Genomic DNA, 18,459 nt, shown 5'->3' on the forward strand with positions numbered 1-18,459 from the left:
GCTGTGGCTTTTGTACAACTCGCCGAGGGCGAACTGCATTACCAACTGGATGGCCCCATCGATGCACCGGTGCTGGTGCTGTCCAATTCGCTGGGCACCGACCTGAATATGTGGGACACCCAGGTCCCGGCCTTTGCCGAGCACTTTCGCGTGCTGCGCTTCGATACCCGTGGCCACGGCCAATCCCTGGTGACCGAAGGCCCCTACAGCATCGAACAACTCGGCCGCGACGTGATTGCGCTGCTGGACGCGCTGGACATCCCGCGCGCGCATTTCTGCGGGCTGTCCATGGGCGGGCTGATCGGCCAATGGCTGGGGATTCACGCGGAGGATCGTTTGCAGCGCCTGGTGGTGTGCAACACTGCGGCCAAGATCGGTACATCAGACGTGTGGAACCCGCGTATCGAGATGGTCCTGCGCGACGGTGCGGCCGCGATGGTGGCGCTGCGCGACGCGTCGATTGCGCGCTGGTTCACCGCCGATTTCGCGGCGGCCAACCCGCAGCAGGCCAAGCGCATTACCGACATGCTCGCGGCCACCTCGCCCCAGGGCTACGCTGCCAATTGCGCAGCGGTGCGCGATGCAGACTTTAGCGAGCAACTGTCGGCGATCCACGTGCCGACCCTGGTGATCGCCGGCACTGAAGACGCTGTCACACCGCCCGCCGGCAGCCACTTTATCCAGCGTCAGGTACAGGGGGCCGAGTACGCCGAGTTCTACGCCGCCCACCTGTCCAACGTGCAAGCCGGTGCGGCGTTCAGCGACCGGGTCATTCAATTTCTGCTGGCCCGCTGAGGAGTCTTTTGTGGACGAGAAACAACGTTACGCCGACGGCCTGCAAGTGCGCCGCGAAGTGCTGGGCGACGCGCATGTCGACCGCAGCCTGAATGCCTTGACCGAGTTCAACAGCGAATTCCAGGACATGATCACCCGCCACGCCTGGGGCGATATCTGGACCCGCCCCGGCCTGCCCAGGCACACCCGCAGTTTGATCACCATCGCCATGCTGATCGGCATGAACCGCGGCGAAGAACTCAAACTGCACCTGCGCGCCGCCGCCAGCAATGGCGTGACCCGTGCCGAGATCAAGGAAGTGCTGATGCAAAGCGCGATCTACTGCGGGATTCCGGCGGCGAATGCGACGTTTCATCTGGCCGAATCGGTGTGGGATGAATTGGGGGTCGAGTCGCGCGCTTAGTGCGACTCGGCACTGCACTCCTGGCGAGAGGCAACAGGTTGTCGAGGAGCGGTCGCTGACCGTCACGGGGCTGAGCGGTCAGCTCGACTCACAGGGAGCCGTAGCTTTTTCGCAGGGGCAGGCCCATTTCTTCTCGTAACGCGTTTTCGGTCAGTGGGTAAGGATTTGACGTGGTTGGCGCGGTTGCGGGGTCGTTGTCAAAGTCGAAGGGCGGACTGGCAGTTTCCAGGCCGACGACCTGGCGTTCATCATTGGGCTCCTGGGTGCGTGTGCCGTCCGGGCGGATAATTTCCGTATTGCCGAAAAATGTGCTGCCTGTGGCTGCGTTATAAGCGTGACCCAGTTCGTGGTACAGGGTCGTGGTGGTCGGCAGAAACACACGCGACTCGTCCGAGGCTTCTCTGGGGATGACCGGGTTATAGGTCACAAACGATTCTGTCGTGCCCGCGCCACGGATCCCATCGCGGATGATCGTGGGGTCCTGCCATTCTTCCAGGGGAACGCCCTCCGGCGGCACGACGATGTGAGTATCAGTGATATCTTGCATTATCGTGACTTTGGCTCCGCTGCGCTCTGCGGCGGCGTCCAGTTCATTCAACATGTGCTGGCTGTTGGGAGAGCCTCGGTAAAACTCCAGGTCATCCTCAACCCGTTGCTTGAATGCCGGGGAACCTTCGATATCAATCGCCTTGCGCCCTGCATTTTCGGGCAATGGCACGGTCTCGATAAACTTGAATCCGAATGGCAATCCCAGGTGATCGCTGCGTTTACCGTACACAACGTCGTCGCTTGAGTTGGAATAGACGCTGTCTTGACCTCTACCCGTGTAGATATGGCTTCGGCCATAAGCGTTTATCTGATCATTGCCTTTGCCGCCGTGCATGATGTTGTGGCCGCTTCCGCCGTGCATCAGGTCGTCATCGTTTCCCCCGTCCATGTAGCTGGTTTTGCTGTCAGGACCGTAACCCGCGTACATGCGGTCGTTGCCGTTCCCGCCGTACATGGTGTGATTGCCTGTGCCGCCCATCATGGTGTCATCGCCGTCGTCACCGCCGGCGTAACTGCTTGCGCTGCCCAGTTGGATGATGTCATTACCCGCGCCGCCGTAAACTTGGCTTTTACCACCTCCGGTCTGTATATGATCGTTACCTTCACCTCCATGGATTAGGGTGTAAGCCATCACATCAGGATCAATGCGAACGGTGTCGTCACCCTTGTTCGCCCTGATGGCTATCGCTGTCGCATCGCTGTTAGCAGCGGGCAGTAAATAACTTTTGCCATTTATCACGGCATTGAGTTGGCCGCGTTCGCCTTTGCTGATGTGAATGTCGTCCGCGCCATCGGCAGTATCGATTTTTAGAATCGTCACATTTTTTTTCCCGCTTTCCCCCTGATACGACGTGGTTGTCAGTGTGATATCGACATTTTTGTCACTGACAATCTTGCTGGTCTGGGGGGGAGGGCTGTTTATGAGTGCAGGGGCGCCTGGAGCTGGCGATCCGCCGGGGAGGGCATTAGGTTCGGGCGCTTTAGGCGCAACGGAAGAGGTTTGCATCGTCAATACTCTTTCTTGTGAGCGTCGGTGATTTACCGCCGATCAGTGGTGAAAAAGTTGGAGGGGTTCCCGCATGACGATAACTACTTCATTACAGCATGCATGAAAAAAGACAATGCACAGCCCGATAACGCACATCAGTTGGAATCGGCGTCCCACACCCAATTCCACACCCCGGGCAGATGCACTTCTTCACTCGCTTGCTTCACGGTACGCGCCAATGCCGCCCGCTCCAGTGCTGCGTGAGCGGTGTAGAACGGCTCGGCGGCGGTCTTCAGGCCGTCGATCCGGGCGCTGTCCATCAGGATCTGCAGGTACTCTTGCAGATGCCGTGCGGTGTAGCGGTTGATGTCGTGGAAGGTCACCACCACCGGTATCACGCCGTCGACTGTCGGCAATTCCCCCAAGGCGATGCGTTCGCGCACCACCGACAGCTGGCGGATCAGGTTCTCGCGGCGGCGCGGGCTGGCGTTGAAGCCCCAGATCTTGCCGTCGTTGGCGCTCAGGTCGGTCAACAACACCTTCATGCCGTGGCGCTGGTAGGCGGCGAAGGTGCGCCGGTCATAGTTCCAGAAGGGCGGGCGCACCAGCGTCGGCGACACGCCGGTGATCGCGGCGATATCCGCAGCGCCCTGGCTGAGGGTGCGTTCAAGCTCAGCGTCGCTCAACCAGCGATGGTTGGTATGAAAGGCTGTGGCCGTGTGGAACGCCAGCACATGCCCGGCCGCGAACTCACGTTCCATGGTCTTGCGGCCCCGTGAACTGCCGCCGGAGCGCGAGGCTTCGGTCTGCAGAAAGAACACCGCCTTGATGCCCGGCAATACCGGGTTGTTTGCCAGGTCGGCCATCACCGAGCGGGTCGGGTTGTTGTACCCCGAGGCGCTGGGACCGTCATCGAACGTCAGCAGAAAACGGATCGGTGCCTGGGCCTGCAGGCGTTGTTCGGTCTGTGGCGTCAGCGCGATGGGCGCGCTGATGCAGCCGCTGAGGCTCAAGGCCAGGGCGAGCAAGGCGGATGCGATGGCGAAAGATTTCATGGGTGCGCAGGCTCGAATAAAACCCGCTGCTGGATGGGTCAGCAGCGGCAGGCGCGCACGATACCGCAAGATGCTCGACGTGGGGTTAAAGGCTGACAAACGCGATCTGGTTTAACCTACGTATTGCGCTCGCAGTGGCCTACCCATTTCCTCGTTCAAAGCGTTTTCAGTGAAGGGCTTGGGGTTGGTGGTGATGGCTGGCGTGGCAGGGTCGTTGTCAAAATCAAAGGCGGCTGCGCTGCTCTCAAGGCCGACGGCCTGGCGTTCACTGTTAGGCACTTCGTGCGCCTGCCCCTCGAATACTTCCTGCGTGGAACCCGTGAAGGCGGTGCCGTTGGCGGCGTTATAGGCGTGAGCCATTTCGTGGTAGAGCCCGATGATGGGCGGGTGAGTCGTGCCCGCCGAGGGGTTCAGTTGGGACCGGTTGTATTCAATGCGCGCGCGGTCAGCCCGAGACCCGGGTACTCCGTCGACCATGAACCCCCACTTGGGATCGTCGCCGACTACCGGCGCACGTTCGTCCTGCAGCAGGGCCTGGAGTTCCTGGCTGCCGTAGATGTACCCGCTGCCGTTCTCCTGCCGATCTTCCACAATCGTTACCGGGGCGCCGTTGCGATCGGCAGCCGCGTCCATCTCTGCGAGCATCTGCTGGCCTTGGGGAGAGTGGCGTAACAGCGCCAAATCGTCTTCGACCCGTTGGATGAGCGCGGCAGATCCCTTGATCGCAAACCCCTTGATTGGGCCGGCGTGGGCAGGCACGGCCGTCAATAGCGAGCCATTGAGAGGGTTGATCGAATCGCCGGGCTGGGCGTAGATCCGGTCGCCCGGTCGATTGGCAATAACGGTGTCGTAACCGTCGCCGGTGTAGAAGGTGCTTCGGTCGTGGCCGATCAAGCGATCGTGCCCGGTGCCGCCATGCAACACCGTGTGGCCGGAGCCGGCGTACAGCCGGTCATTGCCGTTGCCGCCATCCAGATAGCTGGCTTTTCGGCGCGATCCCGCGCCCGCATAGAGGCGGTCATTGCCGTTGTTGCCATAGAGCACGCTGTCGCCGCTGCCGCCCATGAGCAGGTCGTCACCGTCATTGCCCTCGGCGTAGCCAAGGCCGCTGCCAAGGCGCACGACGTCGTTACCGTTGCCGCCGACTACACGGGTGTCACCACCGCCGGCCTGGATTCGGTCATTGCCGTCCCCCGCTTCAATCACGATGGGCTGCATGACGTTGGCGTCAATGTGTACGTGGTCATTGCCGCCGTGGGTCTTCAGGTACAGGGTCAGCGGTTTGCCATCGTTATCGTGGCTGGCAAAACGATACAACCGGCCATTGAGGCGAATGTTCAACTGATCGTCAGAAGCCTGGCTGATGTGGACCTGGTCCGCGTCGTTGCCGGTTTCCAGGAGCAGGCTGTTGTTCAGGCTGAAGGAATAGCCGTGCTCCCATATCGACTGCCCGCTGGCTTTTAGATTGCCGTCATTCAGGAACGGGTGCAGATAAGTCTGGATCGACGTGCCTGGGAGGAACTGCAAATGGGCAGGTTTGGCCAGCCCGTAGTGACCAGTGTCGAACGTTGCTACTGGACGCACTGCAGGTAAGGGCGGTACGCCATCGAGGAGGCGTGGGAGAGGGCGGGTACTACCGTTGAAAACATCCATGTGTGGTCCTTGTTTAAGCGCCAGGTATCAGCCCTGGCGCTTAACAGTGACCACCCGCAGCAAATCGTTCCCGCCAAGGTGTAATACGGCTTTACAGCAGACTGAGCGGGTAGCTGACGATCAAGCGGTTTTCATCGAACTCATTGTTGCTGAAGTCGCGGCGGATGCTGGAATTGCGCCAGCGCAGCGTGAGGTTTTTCAGGGCGCCGCTCTGCAGCGTGTAGCCCAATTCGCTTTCGCGGCCCCACTCCTTGCCGTCGGTGATGGTGCCGGTATGCACGTTGCTGCCGCTGATATAGCGGTTCATCAAGGTCAGGCCCGGTACGCCGAGGGCGGCAAAGTTATAGTCGTGCCGCACTTGCCAGGATTTCTCCTGGGCGTTGTCGTAGCTGGAGTTGTAACTGTCGTTGGCCAGGGTGCCGCCGCTGGTGCCGTTGACGCGCATCCACGCGCTGTTGCCGGTGAGTTTTTGCAGGCCGACGTAGAAGGTGTTGCCGCCGTACTTGGCCGAAAACAGGCCGGACCAGGTTTTGTTGTCCAGCTCGCCTGCGCGGGCGCTGCCGTCGTCCTTGCCGTAGAAGAACCCGAGGTTGGCGCCCAGGGTCCAGTCGCCCACGGGTTGGCTATGGACCAGGTTGACGAACTGCTGGCGGTAGATGTCTTTGAGCTGGGCATTCCACAGGCCGACCTGGGTGCGTTTGTCGTTGAACGTGTATTCGCCGCCCTGGAAGTTGAAGCGGTCGGAGGTGAAGGCGGCTTTGCCGAACATCGACATGTCCGACATGCTGCTGTCGTCCCGCGGGCTATTGGCGCGGAACTGGCCGCCGTAGAGGGTCAGGCCGTCGATTTCCTTCGAGGTGATCTGCCCGCCGCGCAGGGTTTGCGGCAGGGAACGGCCGTCGTCGGCGCGCAGGATCGGCAGCGTCGGCATCCATTCGCCGACCTTCAGTTCGGTCTTGGAAATACGCGCCTTGAACGCCACACCCAGGCGCCCGAAATCGTCGGCGGGGCGGCCGTCATGGTCCAGCGGCAATAACTGTGAACCGCCAGTGCCGCGCCCGCCATCAAGCTTGAGCGAGTACAGCCCCAGTACATCCACGCCAAAACCCACGGTGCCCTGAGTGAAGCCGGACTTGGCGTCGAGGATGAAACTTTGCGTCCACTCCTGCGCGCCGCCCTGGGCTTTGGTCGGGTTGGTGAAGTTACGGTTGATGAAGAAATTGCGCAGGTTGAGGTTGGCGCTGGCGTCCTCCATAAAGCCGTGTTCTTCGGCGACGACGGGAAACGCAAGGCTGGCGACTGCGGTGGCCAGCAATAGCTGGCGAGGGTGAAAAGTGCTCATGGCATTGGGCCTGTTGTTATTGGGGTTATGCAGGTGGCGGCCATGGTGCGGGGCAGTGCGGGGGCTGGTTCAATCGGGGGAGGGCGGGTTTTGGGCGATGATCGAACGCAAGTTGCCGGGCGCTGAGGCCCGGCATTTACGGGTTATCGTTTGGGCAGGTCGAAGTGGGTCCAAGGCACCGCTGGCAGGTAGTGTTGCGCAGCTACGATCAGCGCCACCATCACCACCAGGAATACCACTTGCAGGGGGCTCCAGAAGGCCCAGTGCAAACCGTTCAGCCACGGGTAGCCTTCGCTGAATTTCTGGCTCATCTGACCGATACGCGTCTTGTGCAACAGGTTGATCAGGACCATACCCGCGTAGGTGAACATGCCCAGCACGCCGAGCATCAAGCCGCAGGCCACCAGCATGATCGCCTGCGGTACGCCGTGGCGAATGACCAGCCAGTAGTCATTGGGGTTGATTCGCTTGGGGATCAGGTACTGGCTCAGCCACACATCCAGAACCCGATAGGTTGAACTCATCCCGGCCCACATTTGGGTGACGCGAAAGCCAACGGCCGCCGGCACGAGCGCCATCAGCATGAAAATGACCAGCGACATCCCGTCCATTCTGTCTGGCTTATCGTGGGCGATGCTCAGGCCAAGCCCCAGGGCGAAGACGGCCCATAGCCGGATAAACACCTGTGTGTAGATCGGCCGAGGTACGAATTTGCGCCAAAAGAACAGATCTGTTTGAGGCAGGCGCTCGACCAGTTGCGGATAGCGCCAGGTCAGTGTTTGCGCCAGGTGCTGGCAGGCGTTCCACTCGTTTTCGCCAAACCCATCGATCATGCGTTTGTGTTGCGTGGCGGACATCGGCGTCAGCAGCAGGCGCGCGGCCAGGGCATCGGCTGATGTGCGCCGCGTGTCCTGGGCCTTGTCTTGCAAGTTGGCGTAGAAACTTTCCTGCTCGCAACGCGACACCAATTCGCGCCATATCCACGCCGGTTCCGGGTACACGCCTTTCTGGTCGTCCCAGCCGAATGCCTGGCACACCCGCTCGAACAGCGGCACGCTCCATTGGGTTTCATGCAGCAGGTGCAGGACGATGCGCTGCCACTGCTGTTGCAGGTCGAACACCCGCAGCCAGGGTTGGTTGGTGTATTGATTGAGCTGGGTGATGAACTCGCGCTCGGCCTTTTGCTCCAGCAGTTCCAGCAAGGTGCGGCGGTAGTCTTGCAGCAGTTCGCCGGTCAGCGCTTCGTATTGCCAGGACGTCATCGCCACTTGCTGCCAGGGCGTCAGCCATTCCAGGTGTTGGGCAGCCCAACCGGCGATGGCGCTGCGTTCACCCGGTGCTTCGAAACAATGGCGCAACAGGCCGGCCTGGAACGCATCGGTGCAGCCCTGTTGCCGAGCCTGGACCCAGCGTTCATCGAGGTTACGCGCGTTGAGGTCGTCGAGCAGTGCCTGGGCCGGGTCCGGTGTGTGGGCTTCGAAGGGCGCAGGGCTGACGGGGCTGATGTTCATCAGTTCGGCCAGGTCATTCAGGTTTGCGTAGACCGCTTCGGCCACGGGCGCCTGGACGCGTTCTTCCTCTTCGTTATCAGCCCGCCAGCGTGCTTCACTCAGGGCGTGTTCATAGGCCTCGCGCAGGCGCTGGAAGCCTTGGGCGTCGTCGTCCGGGCGGCAGCTTTTCAGCAAGCGCGCATAGCTGCGCTTGATGCTGCGCTCGTCGGCGTCATCTGGCAGTTGCAGTACGGTCCAGCAATCCATCGGTGTTCCCTCAGCGCCAGAACCCGTTGTCGAGTTGCTCAAGTTGACGGGTCAGTTCGCTGCGAGCTTCGCGGATGCGGCGTTCGTCCTGGGTGTCGAGTACCTGCTGGAACTGTGCCGCCCAATGCCCTAGCTGTTCGCGCAGCTCGCCGAGGTTTTCCTGGTAGAGCCGTTCGAGGCGGGCGACGAGCACGGTGTTGACCTGCTGGTCGCGTGGGTGGACCTTCAATTGCGCCAGGGCTTGCAGGCGTTGCTGGATCTCCTGCGGGTTGAGCACGCCGGGGTTGTTCTCGATCACCAGCGAATGTTGCTCGCCGGTCAGCGGGATATTCACCTGGGCTTCCAGCAAACCGTTGTTGTCGTAGGTGAAGCGCACGTCCAGGGAGACTTCACCGGCCTTGCGCTTGGGCACGGGAATATCCAGTTGGCCCAGCTCGATGTTGTCTTTGACCAGGCGGCTTTCACCCTGGTAGATCTTCAGCAGCACGCGGGTCTGGTCATCGTGCAGGGTGACCACGCTTTTGACCCGGCTCACCGGCACGCTGCTGTTGCGTTCGATCAACGGCAGGTAATGGCCGCTTTCGATATGGCCGCCGTACTGGTTCGAGGTTTCGATGCCCAGGGTGTAGGGGCAAACGTCAGTCAGCACCACTTCTTCGAGGGCGGCAGAGCGCGCCTTGAGTGCGGCCTGGATCGCTGCGCCGTGGGCCACCACCTGGTCGGGATCGAGGCTGATGGACGGGAAACGCCCGAACAGGCCTGCGGCAAGCTTACGTACCAGTGGCATGCGCGTGGTACCGCCCACCAGCAGGATTTCATCCAGGTCGCCAACCCGAATCCGCGCATCGCGCAGGGCGCGTTCGATCGGCGCGCGCAGGCGCTCCAGCAGCGGCGTGTAGAGCTTGGCCAGTTCCTGTTGGGTGATGGTTTTCACCCATTGCTGGCCGTCGACACGCAGGGCGAATTCAGCACTGTCATCCTGGCCCAGGGCTTTGCGCACGCGCTCGGCTTCGCGGCGCAGGGCTTGCAGCACAGTGCTGGTGGGCGGGAAACCCGTGGCGTTACGTTGGCTGTCGACAAAGTGTTCGAGCAACAGGGTGTCGAAGTCTTCGCCACCGAGGAAGTTGTCGCCGGCGCTGGCGCGGACTTCCATCACCCCGTCGAACAGCTCGATGATCGACACGTCAAAGGTGCCGCCGCCGAGGTCGAAAACCAGGAACGAGGTTTCTTTATCACGCTGATGCAGGCCGTAGGCGAGGGCCGCGGCGGTCGGTTCGTTGATCAGTTTTTCAACGGTCAGCCCCGCCAATTCACCGGCGATGCGCGTGGCCTTGCGTTGGCCGTCGCTGAAGTAGGCGGGCACGCTGATCACCGCGTCGGTGACCGTTTGGCCGTAGGTACGCTCGATGTCCTCCTTGAGGCTTTTGAGCACCAGCGCCGAGAGTTCTTCGGGGCGAAACGAGCGGTCGCCCAGGCGCACTTCGGTGGCGCTGCCCATGTAGCGCTTGAACAGCGAGGTGGTCAGGTGCGGGTGGGTATGCAGGCGCTCTTTGGCGGCCTGGCCTACCAGGACGCGGCCTTGGTCATCCAGCCCGACCACGCTTGGGGTCAGCAACTGGCCCAGGGCGTTGGGCACCATTTCGGCGGCATCGCCGCGCCAGACTGCCGCAAGACTGTTGGTGGTCCCCAGGTCGATTCCTACGATCATTACGACAAGCTCCCTCTGTGGTCTGTAAGAATCTGTTACTGATTTTACCCTGAAAGGTTGAGCGATAGGCAAGGCGGGAGAGCGTTGTGGTCATAGCAAACACCGATGACCAGGCATAAAAAAACCGCTTCCAGTGAGGGAAGCGGTTTTGTCTACAGCGGTGTGATCAGAACAACTTCATCTTTGGCGCTTCTTCTTTCAGCGGCTGGTTATTCGCCGCCTGTTCGTTCCAGCCACCGCCGAGGGCCTTGTACAGGTTGACCTCGCTGGTCAACTGCGCGAGGCGGTCGGTGATCAGCGATTGCTGGGCACTGAACAGCTGGCGCTGGGCGTCGAGGAACGTCAGGTTGCTGTCGACACCAATGCGGTAGCGACGCTCGGCCAGGCGGTAGTAATCCTGGTTGGCGGCGACGAAACCACGCTGGGCCTCCAACTGCTCCTTGTAGGTCTCACGCGCGGCGAGGCCGTCGGAAACTTCCTGGAAGCCGGTCTGGATGGCCTTCTCGTAGTTCGCCACGTTGATCTCTTTCTGGATCTTCGAGTAGTCCAGGCTGGCGCGCAGGCTGCCGGCGTTGAAGATCGGGATGTTGATCTGCGGGGCGAACGACCAGGTGCCCGAGCCGCCTTTGAACAGACCGCCCAGGTCCGGGCTCAGGGTCCCGGCGTTGGCTGTCAGGCTGATGCTCGGGAAGAACGCCGCACGGGCGGCGCCGATGTTGGCGTTGGCCGCCTTGAGGTTGTACTCGGCCTGCAGGATGTCGGGGCGACGCTGCAACAGGTCCGATGGCAACCCGGCTGGCACTTCGCTGAGCAGGTTATCCGACAGCGGCTTGCTGACGAGATTCGCCGGCAGGCCGGTGCCGAGTAGCAGGGTCAGGCTGTTTTCGTCCTGGGCCACCTGGCGGGTATAGCGTGCCAGGGCCACCCGGGCGTTTTCCACCGAGGTGCGCGCTTGGCTCAGGTCGAGGGCCGAGGCCACGCCGACTTCGTTGCTGCGCGAGGTCAGCTTGTAGCTTTGCTCGTATGCGCCCAGGGTTTCCTGGGTCAGCTTGAGCAATTCCTTGTCGGCCTGCCAGGTCAGGTAGGCGTTGGCCACACTGGCCACCAGGCTGATCTGGGTGCTGCGCCGCGCTTCTTCGGTTGCGAAGTATTTCTGCAGCGCTTCCTCGCTCAGGCTGCGGACACGGCCGAACAGGTCCAGCTCATAGGAGCTGATGCCCAGGGTGGCCGAGTACGAACTGCTGATGCCTGCTTTACCGGTTTGCGACATGCGTGCCGGTGTCCGCTGGCGGCTGCCGCTGCCAGTGGCCGATACGGCTGGGAACAGGTCGGCGCGCTGGATGTTGTACTGCGCTGCGTAGGCATCGATGTTCAAGGCCGCGACGCGCAGGTCGCGGTTGTTCACCAGTGCGGTCTGGATCAGCTGTTGCAGGGCAGGGTCATGGAAAAACTGCTTCCAGCCCTGTTCGGCGGCGGCCTGGTTCGGAGCCTGGGCCGACGAATACGCCGGGCCCTGCGGGAACTGCGCGGCCACCGGCGCCTCGGGGCGCTGATAGTCAGGTATCAGCGAGCAGCCACTGAGCACGAATGCCGTGACGGCTAAGGAAAGTAGCGACTTGCTCATTGGCCAGCCTCTTTAGGAGTTTGCTTGGGTTCAGTCTTTTTGCGTTCGCCCATGGCGGACACCGTTGCGAAGAACAGGGGCACCCAGAATATCGCCAGGACCGTGGCGGTGATCATACCGCCGATAACGCCGGTACCGATCGCATGCTGGCTGCCTGAGCCGGCGCCCGAGGAGATCGCCAGCGGCAATACGCCGAGGATGAACGCCATGGAGGTCATGATGATCGGTCGCAGACGCATGCGCGACGCTTCGATCGCCGACTCGACAATGCCTTTGCCTTGTTCGTGAAGCTCTTTGGCGAATTCCACGATCAGGATGGCGTTCTTCGCCGCCAGGCCCACCGTCACCAGCAAGCCCACCTGGAAGAACACGTCGTTGGACAAGCCACGCAGGCTGGTGGCGATCAACGCACCCACCACACCCAGCGGCACGACGAGTACCACCGCGATCGGGATCGACCAGCTTTCGTACAGCGCCGCGAGGCAGAGGAACACCACCAGCAGCGACAGGGCGTACAGCGCAGGTGCCTGGGAGCCGGACAGGCGTTCTTCATACGACAGGCCCGTCCAGGCGTAGCCGACACCCGCCGGCAGTTGCTTGGCGATGCGTTCGACTTCGGCCATGGCTTCACCGGTACTGTAGCCCGGTGCCGGGGTACCGAGGATTTCCATCGCCGCCACACCGTTGTAGCGCGAGAGTTTCGGCGAACCGAAGATCCACTTGCCCGAAGCGATGGCCGACAACGGCACCATCTTCCCGGAGCTGCTGCGCACGAACCATTTGTTCAGGTCTTCAGGGGACATCCGGCTGGCGGCCTCACCCTGCACGTACACCTTCTTCACTCGACCACGGTCGATGAAGTCGTTGACGTAGCTGCCACCCAAGGCAATCGCCAGGGTCTGGTTGATGCTCGACAGCGTAATGCCCTGGGCACTGGCCTTCTCGTCGTCGACGGTGAGCTCGTACTGCGGCTCATCGTTCACGCCGTTGGGGCGCACACCGGCGAGGATCTTGCTCTGGGCGGCCATGCCCAGGAACTGGTTGCGCGCAGCCATCAACTTGTCATGGCCGACGCCGCCCTGGTCCTGCAGGAACACGTCGAAACCGGTCGCGTTACCCAACTCCAGTACAGACGGTGGCACGATGGCAAACACCATGGCGTCCTGGAACGTCCGCATGAAGTACCCTTGGGCGCGCTTGGCGATCTCGAACACCGAGGTGGACGCGTCACGCTCATCCCACGGTTTGAGCATCACGAATGCCAGACCCGAGCTTTGACCACGCCCTGCGAAGTTGAAGCCGTTCACGGTAAAGACCGATTTCACGCCCTTGCCTTCGCCGGGTTCGCCTTCCTTGTCGTTGAGCAGGAAGATACGCATGTCGTCGATGACTTTCTGCGTGCGCTCGGCCGTTGAGCCGACCGGCGTCTGCACCTGGGCAAAGATCACGCCCTGGTCTTCGTCGGGCAGGAACGCTGCCGGGATCCGCATGAACAACCAGATCATGCCGGCAAAGATCAGCACGTAAACGAGGAACGCCGGAATCTTGTGCCTGATCATGTTCCCCACGCCGCGCTCGTAGCTCAGTACGCTACGGTCGAAGGTGCGGTTGAACCAGCCGAAGAAACCACGCTTGGGTTGGCCGTGCGTCTCGGGGTCGATCGGCTTGAGCATGGTGGCGCACAAGGCCGGGGTGAAGATCAGCGCAACCAGTACCGACAACGCCATGGCCGAAACGATGGTGATGGAGAACTGTTTGTAGATCACACCGGTGGAGCCGCCGAAGAATGCCATCGGCAACAGTACCGCCGACAGCACCAGGGCAATACCCACCAGGGCGCCCTGGATCTGGCCCATGGACTTGACCGTCGCCTCTTTCGGCGACAGGTGCTCCTCGGCCATCACCCGCTCGACGTTTTCCACCACGACGATGGCGTCGTCCACCAGCAAGCCGATGGCCAGGATCATGCCGAACATGGTCAGGGTGTTGATGGTGAAGCCGAACGCGGCCAGGATCCCGAAGGTGCCCAGCAATACCACCGGTACGGTCATGGTGGTGATGATGGTGGCGCGGAAGTTCTGCAGGAACAGGAACATCACCAGGAACACCAGCACGATCGCCTCGACCAGGGTGTGTACCACACCGGAAATCGATTCGGTCACCACTGGAGTGGTGTCATACGGCACCACCGCCTTCATGCCTGGCGGGAAGAACGGTTCCAGGGACGCGACCGTGGCACGGATGGCCTTGGCGGTGTCCAGGGCGTTGGCGCCGGAGGCCAGCTTGATCGCCATACCGGACGCCGGGTTGCCGTTGAACTGCGCGCTGATGCTGTAGGTCTGGCCGCCCAGCTCGATACGCGCGACGTCCTTCAAGCGAACCTGTGAACCGTCGGTGTTGACCTTCATCAGGATATTGCCGAACTGCTCAGTGGTCTGCAGGCGGGTCTTACCGATGATGGTCGCGTTCAATTGGGTGCCGGGCAAGGCAGGCAGGCCGCCCAATTGGCCGGTGGCCACTTGTACGTTCTGGGCCGAGATCGCGGTGCTGACGTCTACCGGGGTCAACTGGTAGTTGTTCAGCTTGGCCGGATCGAGCCAGATACGCATGGCGTACTGCGAACCGAATACCTGGAAGTCACCTACACCCGCAGTACGGGAAATCGGGTCCTGGATGTTGGACACGATGTAGTTGGACAGGTCGTCCTTGGTCATGCTGCCGTCTTCCGACACCAGACCGATCACCATCAGGAAGTTCTTCACCGACTTGGTCACGCGGATACCCTGCTGCTGCACTTCTTGCGGCAGCAGCGGGGTCGCCAGGTTCAGCTTGTTCTGAACCTGGACCTGGGCGATGTCCGGGTTGGTACCCTGGTTGAACGTCACGGTGATGGTCATGCTGCCGTCGGAGTTACTGTCCGATGACACATAACGCAGGTTGTCGATACCGTTGAGCTGTTGTTCGATCACCTGCACCACGGTGTCCTGCACGGTTTGTGCGGATGCACCTGGGTAGGTCACCTGGATATCAATGGCGGTCGGCGCAATCGCCGGGTACTGGTTGATGGGCAACTTCAGGATCGACAGAGCCCCGACCAGCATGATCACCAGGGCAATCACCCAGGCGAAAATGGGACGGTCGATAAAAAATTTCGACATGGGTTACTCCCCTTTGCCAGCAGCAGCGGCAGCAGGAGCGGCGGTACCGGCAGGCTGGGCGTTGTCGGCGTCCTTGACCTTGACCTGGACGCCCGGCTTGACGTACTGCAAGCCTTCGGTGATCACACGGTCACCGGCGTTCAAGCCTTTTTCCACCAGCCAGTAAGCGCCGGCGGTGCGGTTGGCGACCAGCACGCGCTGCTCAACTTTGTTGTCCGCGTTGACCACCAACGCCGTCGGGATACCCTTGAGGTCTCGGGTCACGCCTTGCTGCGGTGCCAGGATCGCCTTGCTGTTCACACCGGCTTGCAACTGGGCGTGTACGAACATGCCGGGCAGCAGGGTGTGGTCAGGGTTGGGGAACACGGCGCGCAGAGTGACCGAACCGGTGGTCTGGTCAACCGACACTTCGGAGAACTCCAGTTTGCCGTCCAGGCCATAGCTGCTGCCGTCTTCCAGGGTCAGCTTGACCTTGGCGGCATTGGCGCCGGCTTTCTCCAGTTGGCCGCTTTCCAGGTCGCGGCGCAGCTTCAGCATTTCAGCCGAAGACTGCGTGACGTCGACGTAGATCGGGTCCAGTTGTTGGATCACCGCCATGGCATCGGTCTGGCCATTGCTGACCAGCGCGCCTTCGGTGACCGAGGAACGCCCGATACGCCCGGAGATCGGCGCGAACACCTTGGTGTAGCGCACGTTGATTTGGGCGGTTTGAACGTTTGCTTCGGAAGTCATGCGGTTGGCGACGGCGGTGTCGTATTCCTGGCGGCTGACGGCCTGCTCGTCGACCAACTGCTTGTAGCGGTCGGCGATCGACTTGGTCTGGGACAGGCTGGCCTGTGCGCTTTTCAGGGTGGCGTCATAGACCGACGGATCGATCTGATAAAGCTGCTGGCCTTCTTTCACATCCCCGCCTTCCTTGAACAGGCGCTTGAGGATGATGCCATTGACCTGCGGACGGACTTCCGCGATGCGGTAGGCGGTGGTGCGGCCTGGCAGCTCGGACGTCAGGGTAAAGGCTTGCGGTTGAAGGGTGACCACGCCGACCAGAGGAGTTTGCGCGGGCGGAGCCGCCTCTTCCTTTTTGCATCCGCTGAGCAGCGATGCCAGGGCGACGGCAGTGACCAGAGCGGTAACAGCTGGCTTAAGTTGCATGAAGATCCTCGGGTCAGGCGCGCAGACTGCGCACAAGAAGGGTGGAAGGGTAAAAAACAAGCTGTGAGTAGATAAGTAGCTTGCTACGCAATATACTTACGTTCATGGTTGTTTGTAAACTCTTGACAGGCTTCGCGCAGTGTTGACACAGCATCGCCCCGAGCCTCGATTTTAGTACGTTCGGCGCCCATGACGGTGTCGTCCCACAATTATTCAGATGCTCGTTAGCGCCTATTAAAGCAGCGTTACCGATAGTCCCACATGTTTTGATTGAGGTTTTATTGCCATGGTCCGTCGCACCAAAGAGGAAGCTCAGGAAACGCGCAGCCAGATTCTCGACGCTGCTGAGCAGGCCTTTTATCAGCGGGGTGTAGCGCGGACCACACTGGCGGACATCGCCGCGCTGGCCGGGGTAACGCGAGGCGCCATCTATTGGCACTTCAGCAATAAGTCCGACCTGTTGCAGGCATTGCTCGACACCCTGCACGAACCCCTGGACGAGCTGGCCAGGGCCAGTGAAAGCGAGGATGAAGTCGACCCGCTGGGGTGTATGCGCAAGCTGCTGATTCATCTTTTTCATCAAGTGGCCCTGGATCCGAAAACCCGGCGCATCAACGAAATCCTGTTTCATAAGTGCGAGTTCACCGATGAGATGTGCGACATGCGCCGCCAACGCCAGACCCACAGCCTGGAGTGCAACCTGCGTATCAGCCTGACCTTGCGTAACGCGGTGCATCGCGGGCAACTCCCGGAAAACCTCGACACCACGCGCGCAGCGGTATGCATTCATGCCTATATCAATGGCTTGTTGGGCCAATGGCTGCTGGTGCCGGACAGTTTTGAGCTGCACCAGGAAGCTGAGCGTTGGGCCGATGCAGGGCTGGACATGCTGCGCTTGAGCCCTAGCCTGCGCAATTAAGTCAAAATATGTAATTGCATCCAATTGTTTCAACAGTAAAGCCTAAGGGCGGGCAATCGTCCTGCTGACTTATTGGTGGGATGACTTTATATACGGGCTGGCGAGTGGTTGAAAGATAGCCGCCTAAGTATTTTGTAGCGTTTTTGTTGCAAGGCTGTGAAGGAATGTTTCTCCGGACCGCTGAGATCAAATGTGGGAGGGGGCAAGCCCTCTCCCACATTTGATCCGCGGTGTGTTCCCGATCGGCGAAAAAAAGCCCCGGTTCTTGCGAGCCGGGGCTTTTTCGTTTCAGGCGATCAGAGTGCCAGCGTCGGGTAGTCGATGTAACCGACCGGGCCCTTGGCATAGAAGGTTTCCGGGTGCGCCTGGTTCAGCGGCGCATCGGCTTTCAAGCGTGCCGGCAGGTCCGGGTTGGCAATGAACGGTACGCCAAAGGCCACCGCATCCGCCTTGCCCGAGGCCAGCCAGGCGTTGGCGCTGTCCTTGGTAAAGCGTTCGTTGGCGATGTACACGCCGCCAAAGGCTTCTTTCAATTGCGGGCCGAGGCTGTCAGCGCCTTCTTTTTCACGCGAGCAGATAAAGGCGATGCCGCGTTTGCCCAGTTCGCGGGCGACGTAGGTGAAGGTTTCGGCCAGGTTGTCGTCACCCATGTCGTGGGAATCGGCGCGCGGTGCCAGGTGGACGCCCACGCGGCCGGCGCCCCAGACTTCGATGGCGGCGTCGGTCACTTCCAGCAGCAGGCGCGCGCGGTTTTCCAGGGAGCCGCCGTAGTTGTCGGTGCGATGGTTGGTGCTGCTTTGCAGGAACTGGTCGAGCAGGTAGCCGTTGGCGCCGTGGATTTCCACGCCGTCGAAACCGGCGGCCTTGGCGTTCTCGGCAGCGGTGCGGTAGGCGTCGACGATGTCGGCGATTTCAGCGGTTTCCAGGGCGCGAGGCGTTGGGTAGTCGGCCAGCGGGCGGACCAGGCTGACGTGGCCTTTAGGCTGGATCGCACTCGGCGCCACCGGGGTTTCACCGTTCAGGTAAGAAGGGTGGGAGATCCGGCCGACGTGCCACAGTTGCAGGAAGATCTTGCCGCCCGCGGCATGTACGGCCTTGGTCACATTGGCCCAGCCGCGTACCTGATCGTTGGACCAGATGCCCGGGGTGTCCGGGTAGCCCACGCCCATCGGCGTCACGGACGTGGCTTCGCTGAGGATCAGCCCGGCGGAGGCACGTTGTACGTAGTACTCGGCCATCAGCGCATTGGGCACGCGACCGGCGTCGGCACGGCAGCGGGTCAGCGGCGCCATGATGATGCGGTTCGACAGTTCCAGGTCGCCCAGTGTGATCGGATCGAAAATAGTCGTCATGGGA

The 18,459-nt window shown here is 61.3% G+C and carries 13 protein-coding genes; 3 read left to right on the forward strand and 10 right to left on the reverse strand.

Features of this window, described 5'->3' with window-relative positions; genetic code table 11:
• The first annotated feature begins 3 nt into the window (after positions 1–3).
• A complete protein-coding gene (gene pcaD, locus RGV59_RS12745) occupies positions 4–795 on the forward strand; it encodes a 3-oxoadipate enol-lactonase (RefSeq protein ID WP_102617395.1) in 792 nt (263 codons plus the stop codon).
• Positions 796–805: 10 nt separating this feature from the next.
• Entirely contained in the window at positions 806–1,198 is a 393-nt protein-coding gene (gene pcaC, locus RGV59_RS12750; RefSeq protein ID WP_017844824.1) for a 4-carboxymuconolactone decarboxylase, read from the forward strand.
• Between the two features lie 88 nt (positions 1,199–1,286).
• Here the strand turns inward: pcaC and RGV59_RS12755 are convergent, their stop codons facing one another.
• The 9 genes from RGV59_RS12755 to RGV59_RS12795 all read right to left on the reverse strand — a co-directional run bounded on the left by RGV59_RS12755 (position 1,287) and on the right by RGV59_RS12795 (position 16,184).
• Positions 1,287–2,753: a M91 family zinc metallopeptidase gene (locus tag RGV59_RS12755; RefSeq protein ID WP_102617396.1), complete on the reverse strand. Its 1,467-nt coding sequence runs from the start codon at positions 2,751–2,753 to the stop codon at positions 1,287–1,289.
• 137 nt (positions 2,754–2,890) lie between these two features.
• Positions 2,891–3,790 carry a polysaccharide deacetylase family protein gene (locus RGV59_RS12760; RefSeq protein WP_046490263.1) on the reverse strand — a complete coding sequence of 300 codons (900 nt, stop codon included), beginning with the start codon at positions 3,788–3,790 and terminating at the stop codon, positions 2,891–2,893.
• A gap of 111 nt (positions 3,791–3,901) precedes the next feature.
• Positions 3,902–5,443 carry a M91 family zinc metallopeptidase gene (locus RGV59_RS12765; protein ID WP_260473869.1) on the reverse strand — a complete coding sequence of 514 codons (1,542 nt, stop codon included), beginning with the start codon at positions 5,441–5,443 and terminating at the stop codon, positions 3,902–3,904.
• 91 nt (positions 5,444–5,534) lie between these two features.
• Positions 5,535–6,785, reverse strand: a complete 1,251-nt coding sequence (locus RGV59_RS12770) for an OprD family porin (RefSeq protein WP_046490264.1) — start codon at positions 6,783–6,785, stop codon at positions 5,535–5,537.
• Between the two features lie 143 nt (positions 6,786–6,928).
• Positions 6,929–8,542, reverse strand: coding sequence for a J domain-containing protein (locus tag RGV59_RS12775; protein ID WP_102618811.1), 1,614 nt, complete (start codon positions 8,540–8,542; stop codon positions 6,929–6,931).
• Between the two features lie 10 nt (positions 8,543–8,552).
• The gene (locus RGV59_RS12780; RefSeq protein WP_046384419.1) at positions 8,553–10,250 is read right to left on the reverse strand and encodes a molecular chaperone HscC; all 1,698 of its coding nucleotides are present in this window, start codon (positions 10,248–10,250) and stop codon (positions 8,553–8,555) included.
• Between the two features lie 166 nt (positions 10,251–10,416).
• Positions 10,417–11,874 (reverse strand): AdeC/AdeK/OprM family multidrug efflux complex outer membrane factor, encoded by a 1,458-nt coding sequence (gene adeC / locus RGV59_RS12785; RefSeq protein ID WP_102618810.1) that lies wholly within the window; start codon positions 11,872–11,874, stop codon positions 10,417–10,419.
• Positions 11,871–15,032, reverse strand: a complete 3,162-nt coding sequence (locus RGV59_RS12790) for an efflux RND transporter permease subunit (RefSeq protein ID WP_017844833.1) — start codon at positions 15,030–15,032, stop codon at positions 11,871–11,873. Before RGV59_RS12790 ends, adeC begins: the two co-directional genes overlap by 4 nt.
• A gap of 3 nt (positions 15,033–15,035) precedes the next feature.
• On the reverse strand, positions 15,036–16,184 hold the full coding sequence (locus RGV59_RS12795; RefSeq protein ID WP_017844834.1) for an efflux RND transporter periplasmic adaptor subunit: 1,149 nt from the start codon (positions 16,182–16,184) through the stop codon (positions 15,036–15,038).
• Between the two features lie 286 nt (positions 16,185–16,470).
• Here RGV59_RS12795 and RGV59_RS12800 point away from each other — a divergent pair, with 286 nt between their 5' ends.
• A complete protein-coding gene (locus RGV59_RS12800; RefSeq protein WP_046490269.1) occupies positions 16,471–17,103 on the forward strand; it encodes a TetR family transcriptional regulator in 633 nt (210 codons plus the stop codon).
• Between the two features lie 296 nt (positions 17,104–17,399).
• Here the strand turns inward: RGV59_RS12800 and RGV59_RS12805 are convergent, their stop codons facing one another.
• Positions 17,400–18,455 carry an alkene reductase gene (locus RGV59_RS12805; RefSeq protein ID WP_102618809.1) on the reverse strand — a complete coding sequence of 352 codons (1,056 nt, stop codon included), beginning with the start codon at positions 18,453–18,455 and terminating at the stop codon, positions 17,400–17,402.
• Positions 18,456–18,459: the final 4 nt, after the last annotated feature.

Origin of the sequence: Pseudomonas sp. FG1 (genome assembly GCF_034313875.1) — a bacterium.
Taxonomy (GTDB): domain Bacteria; phylum Pseudomonadota; class Gammaproteobacteria; order Pseudomonadales; family Pseudomonadaceae; genus Aquipseudomonas; species Aquipseudomonas veronii.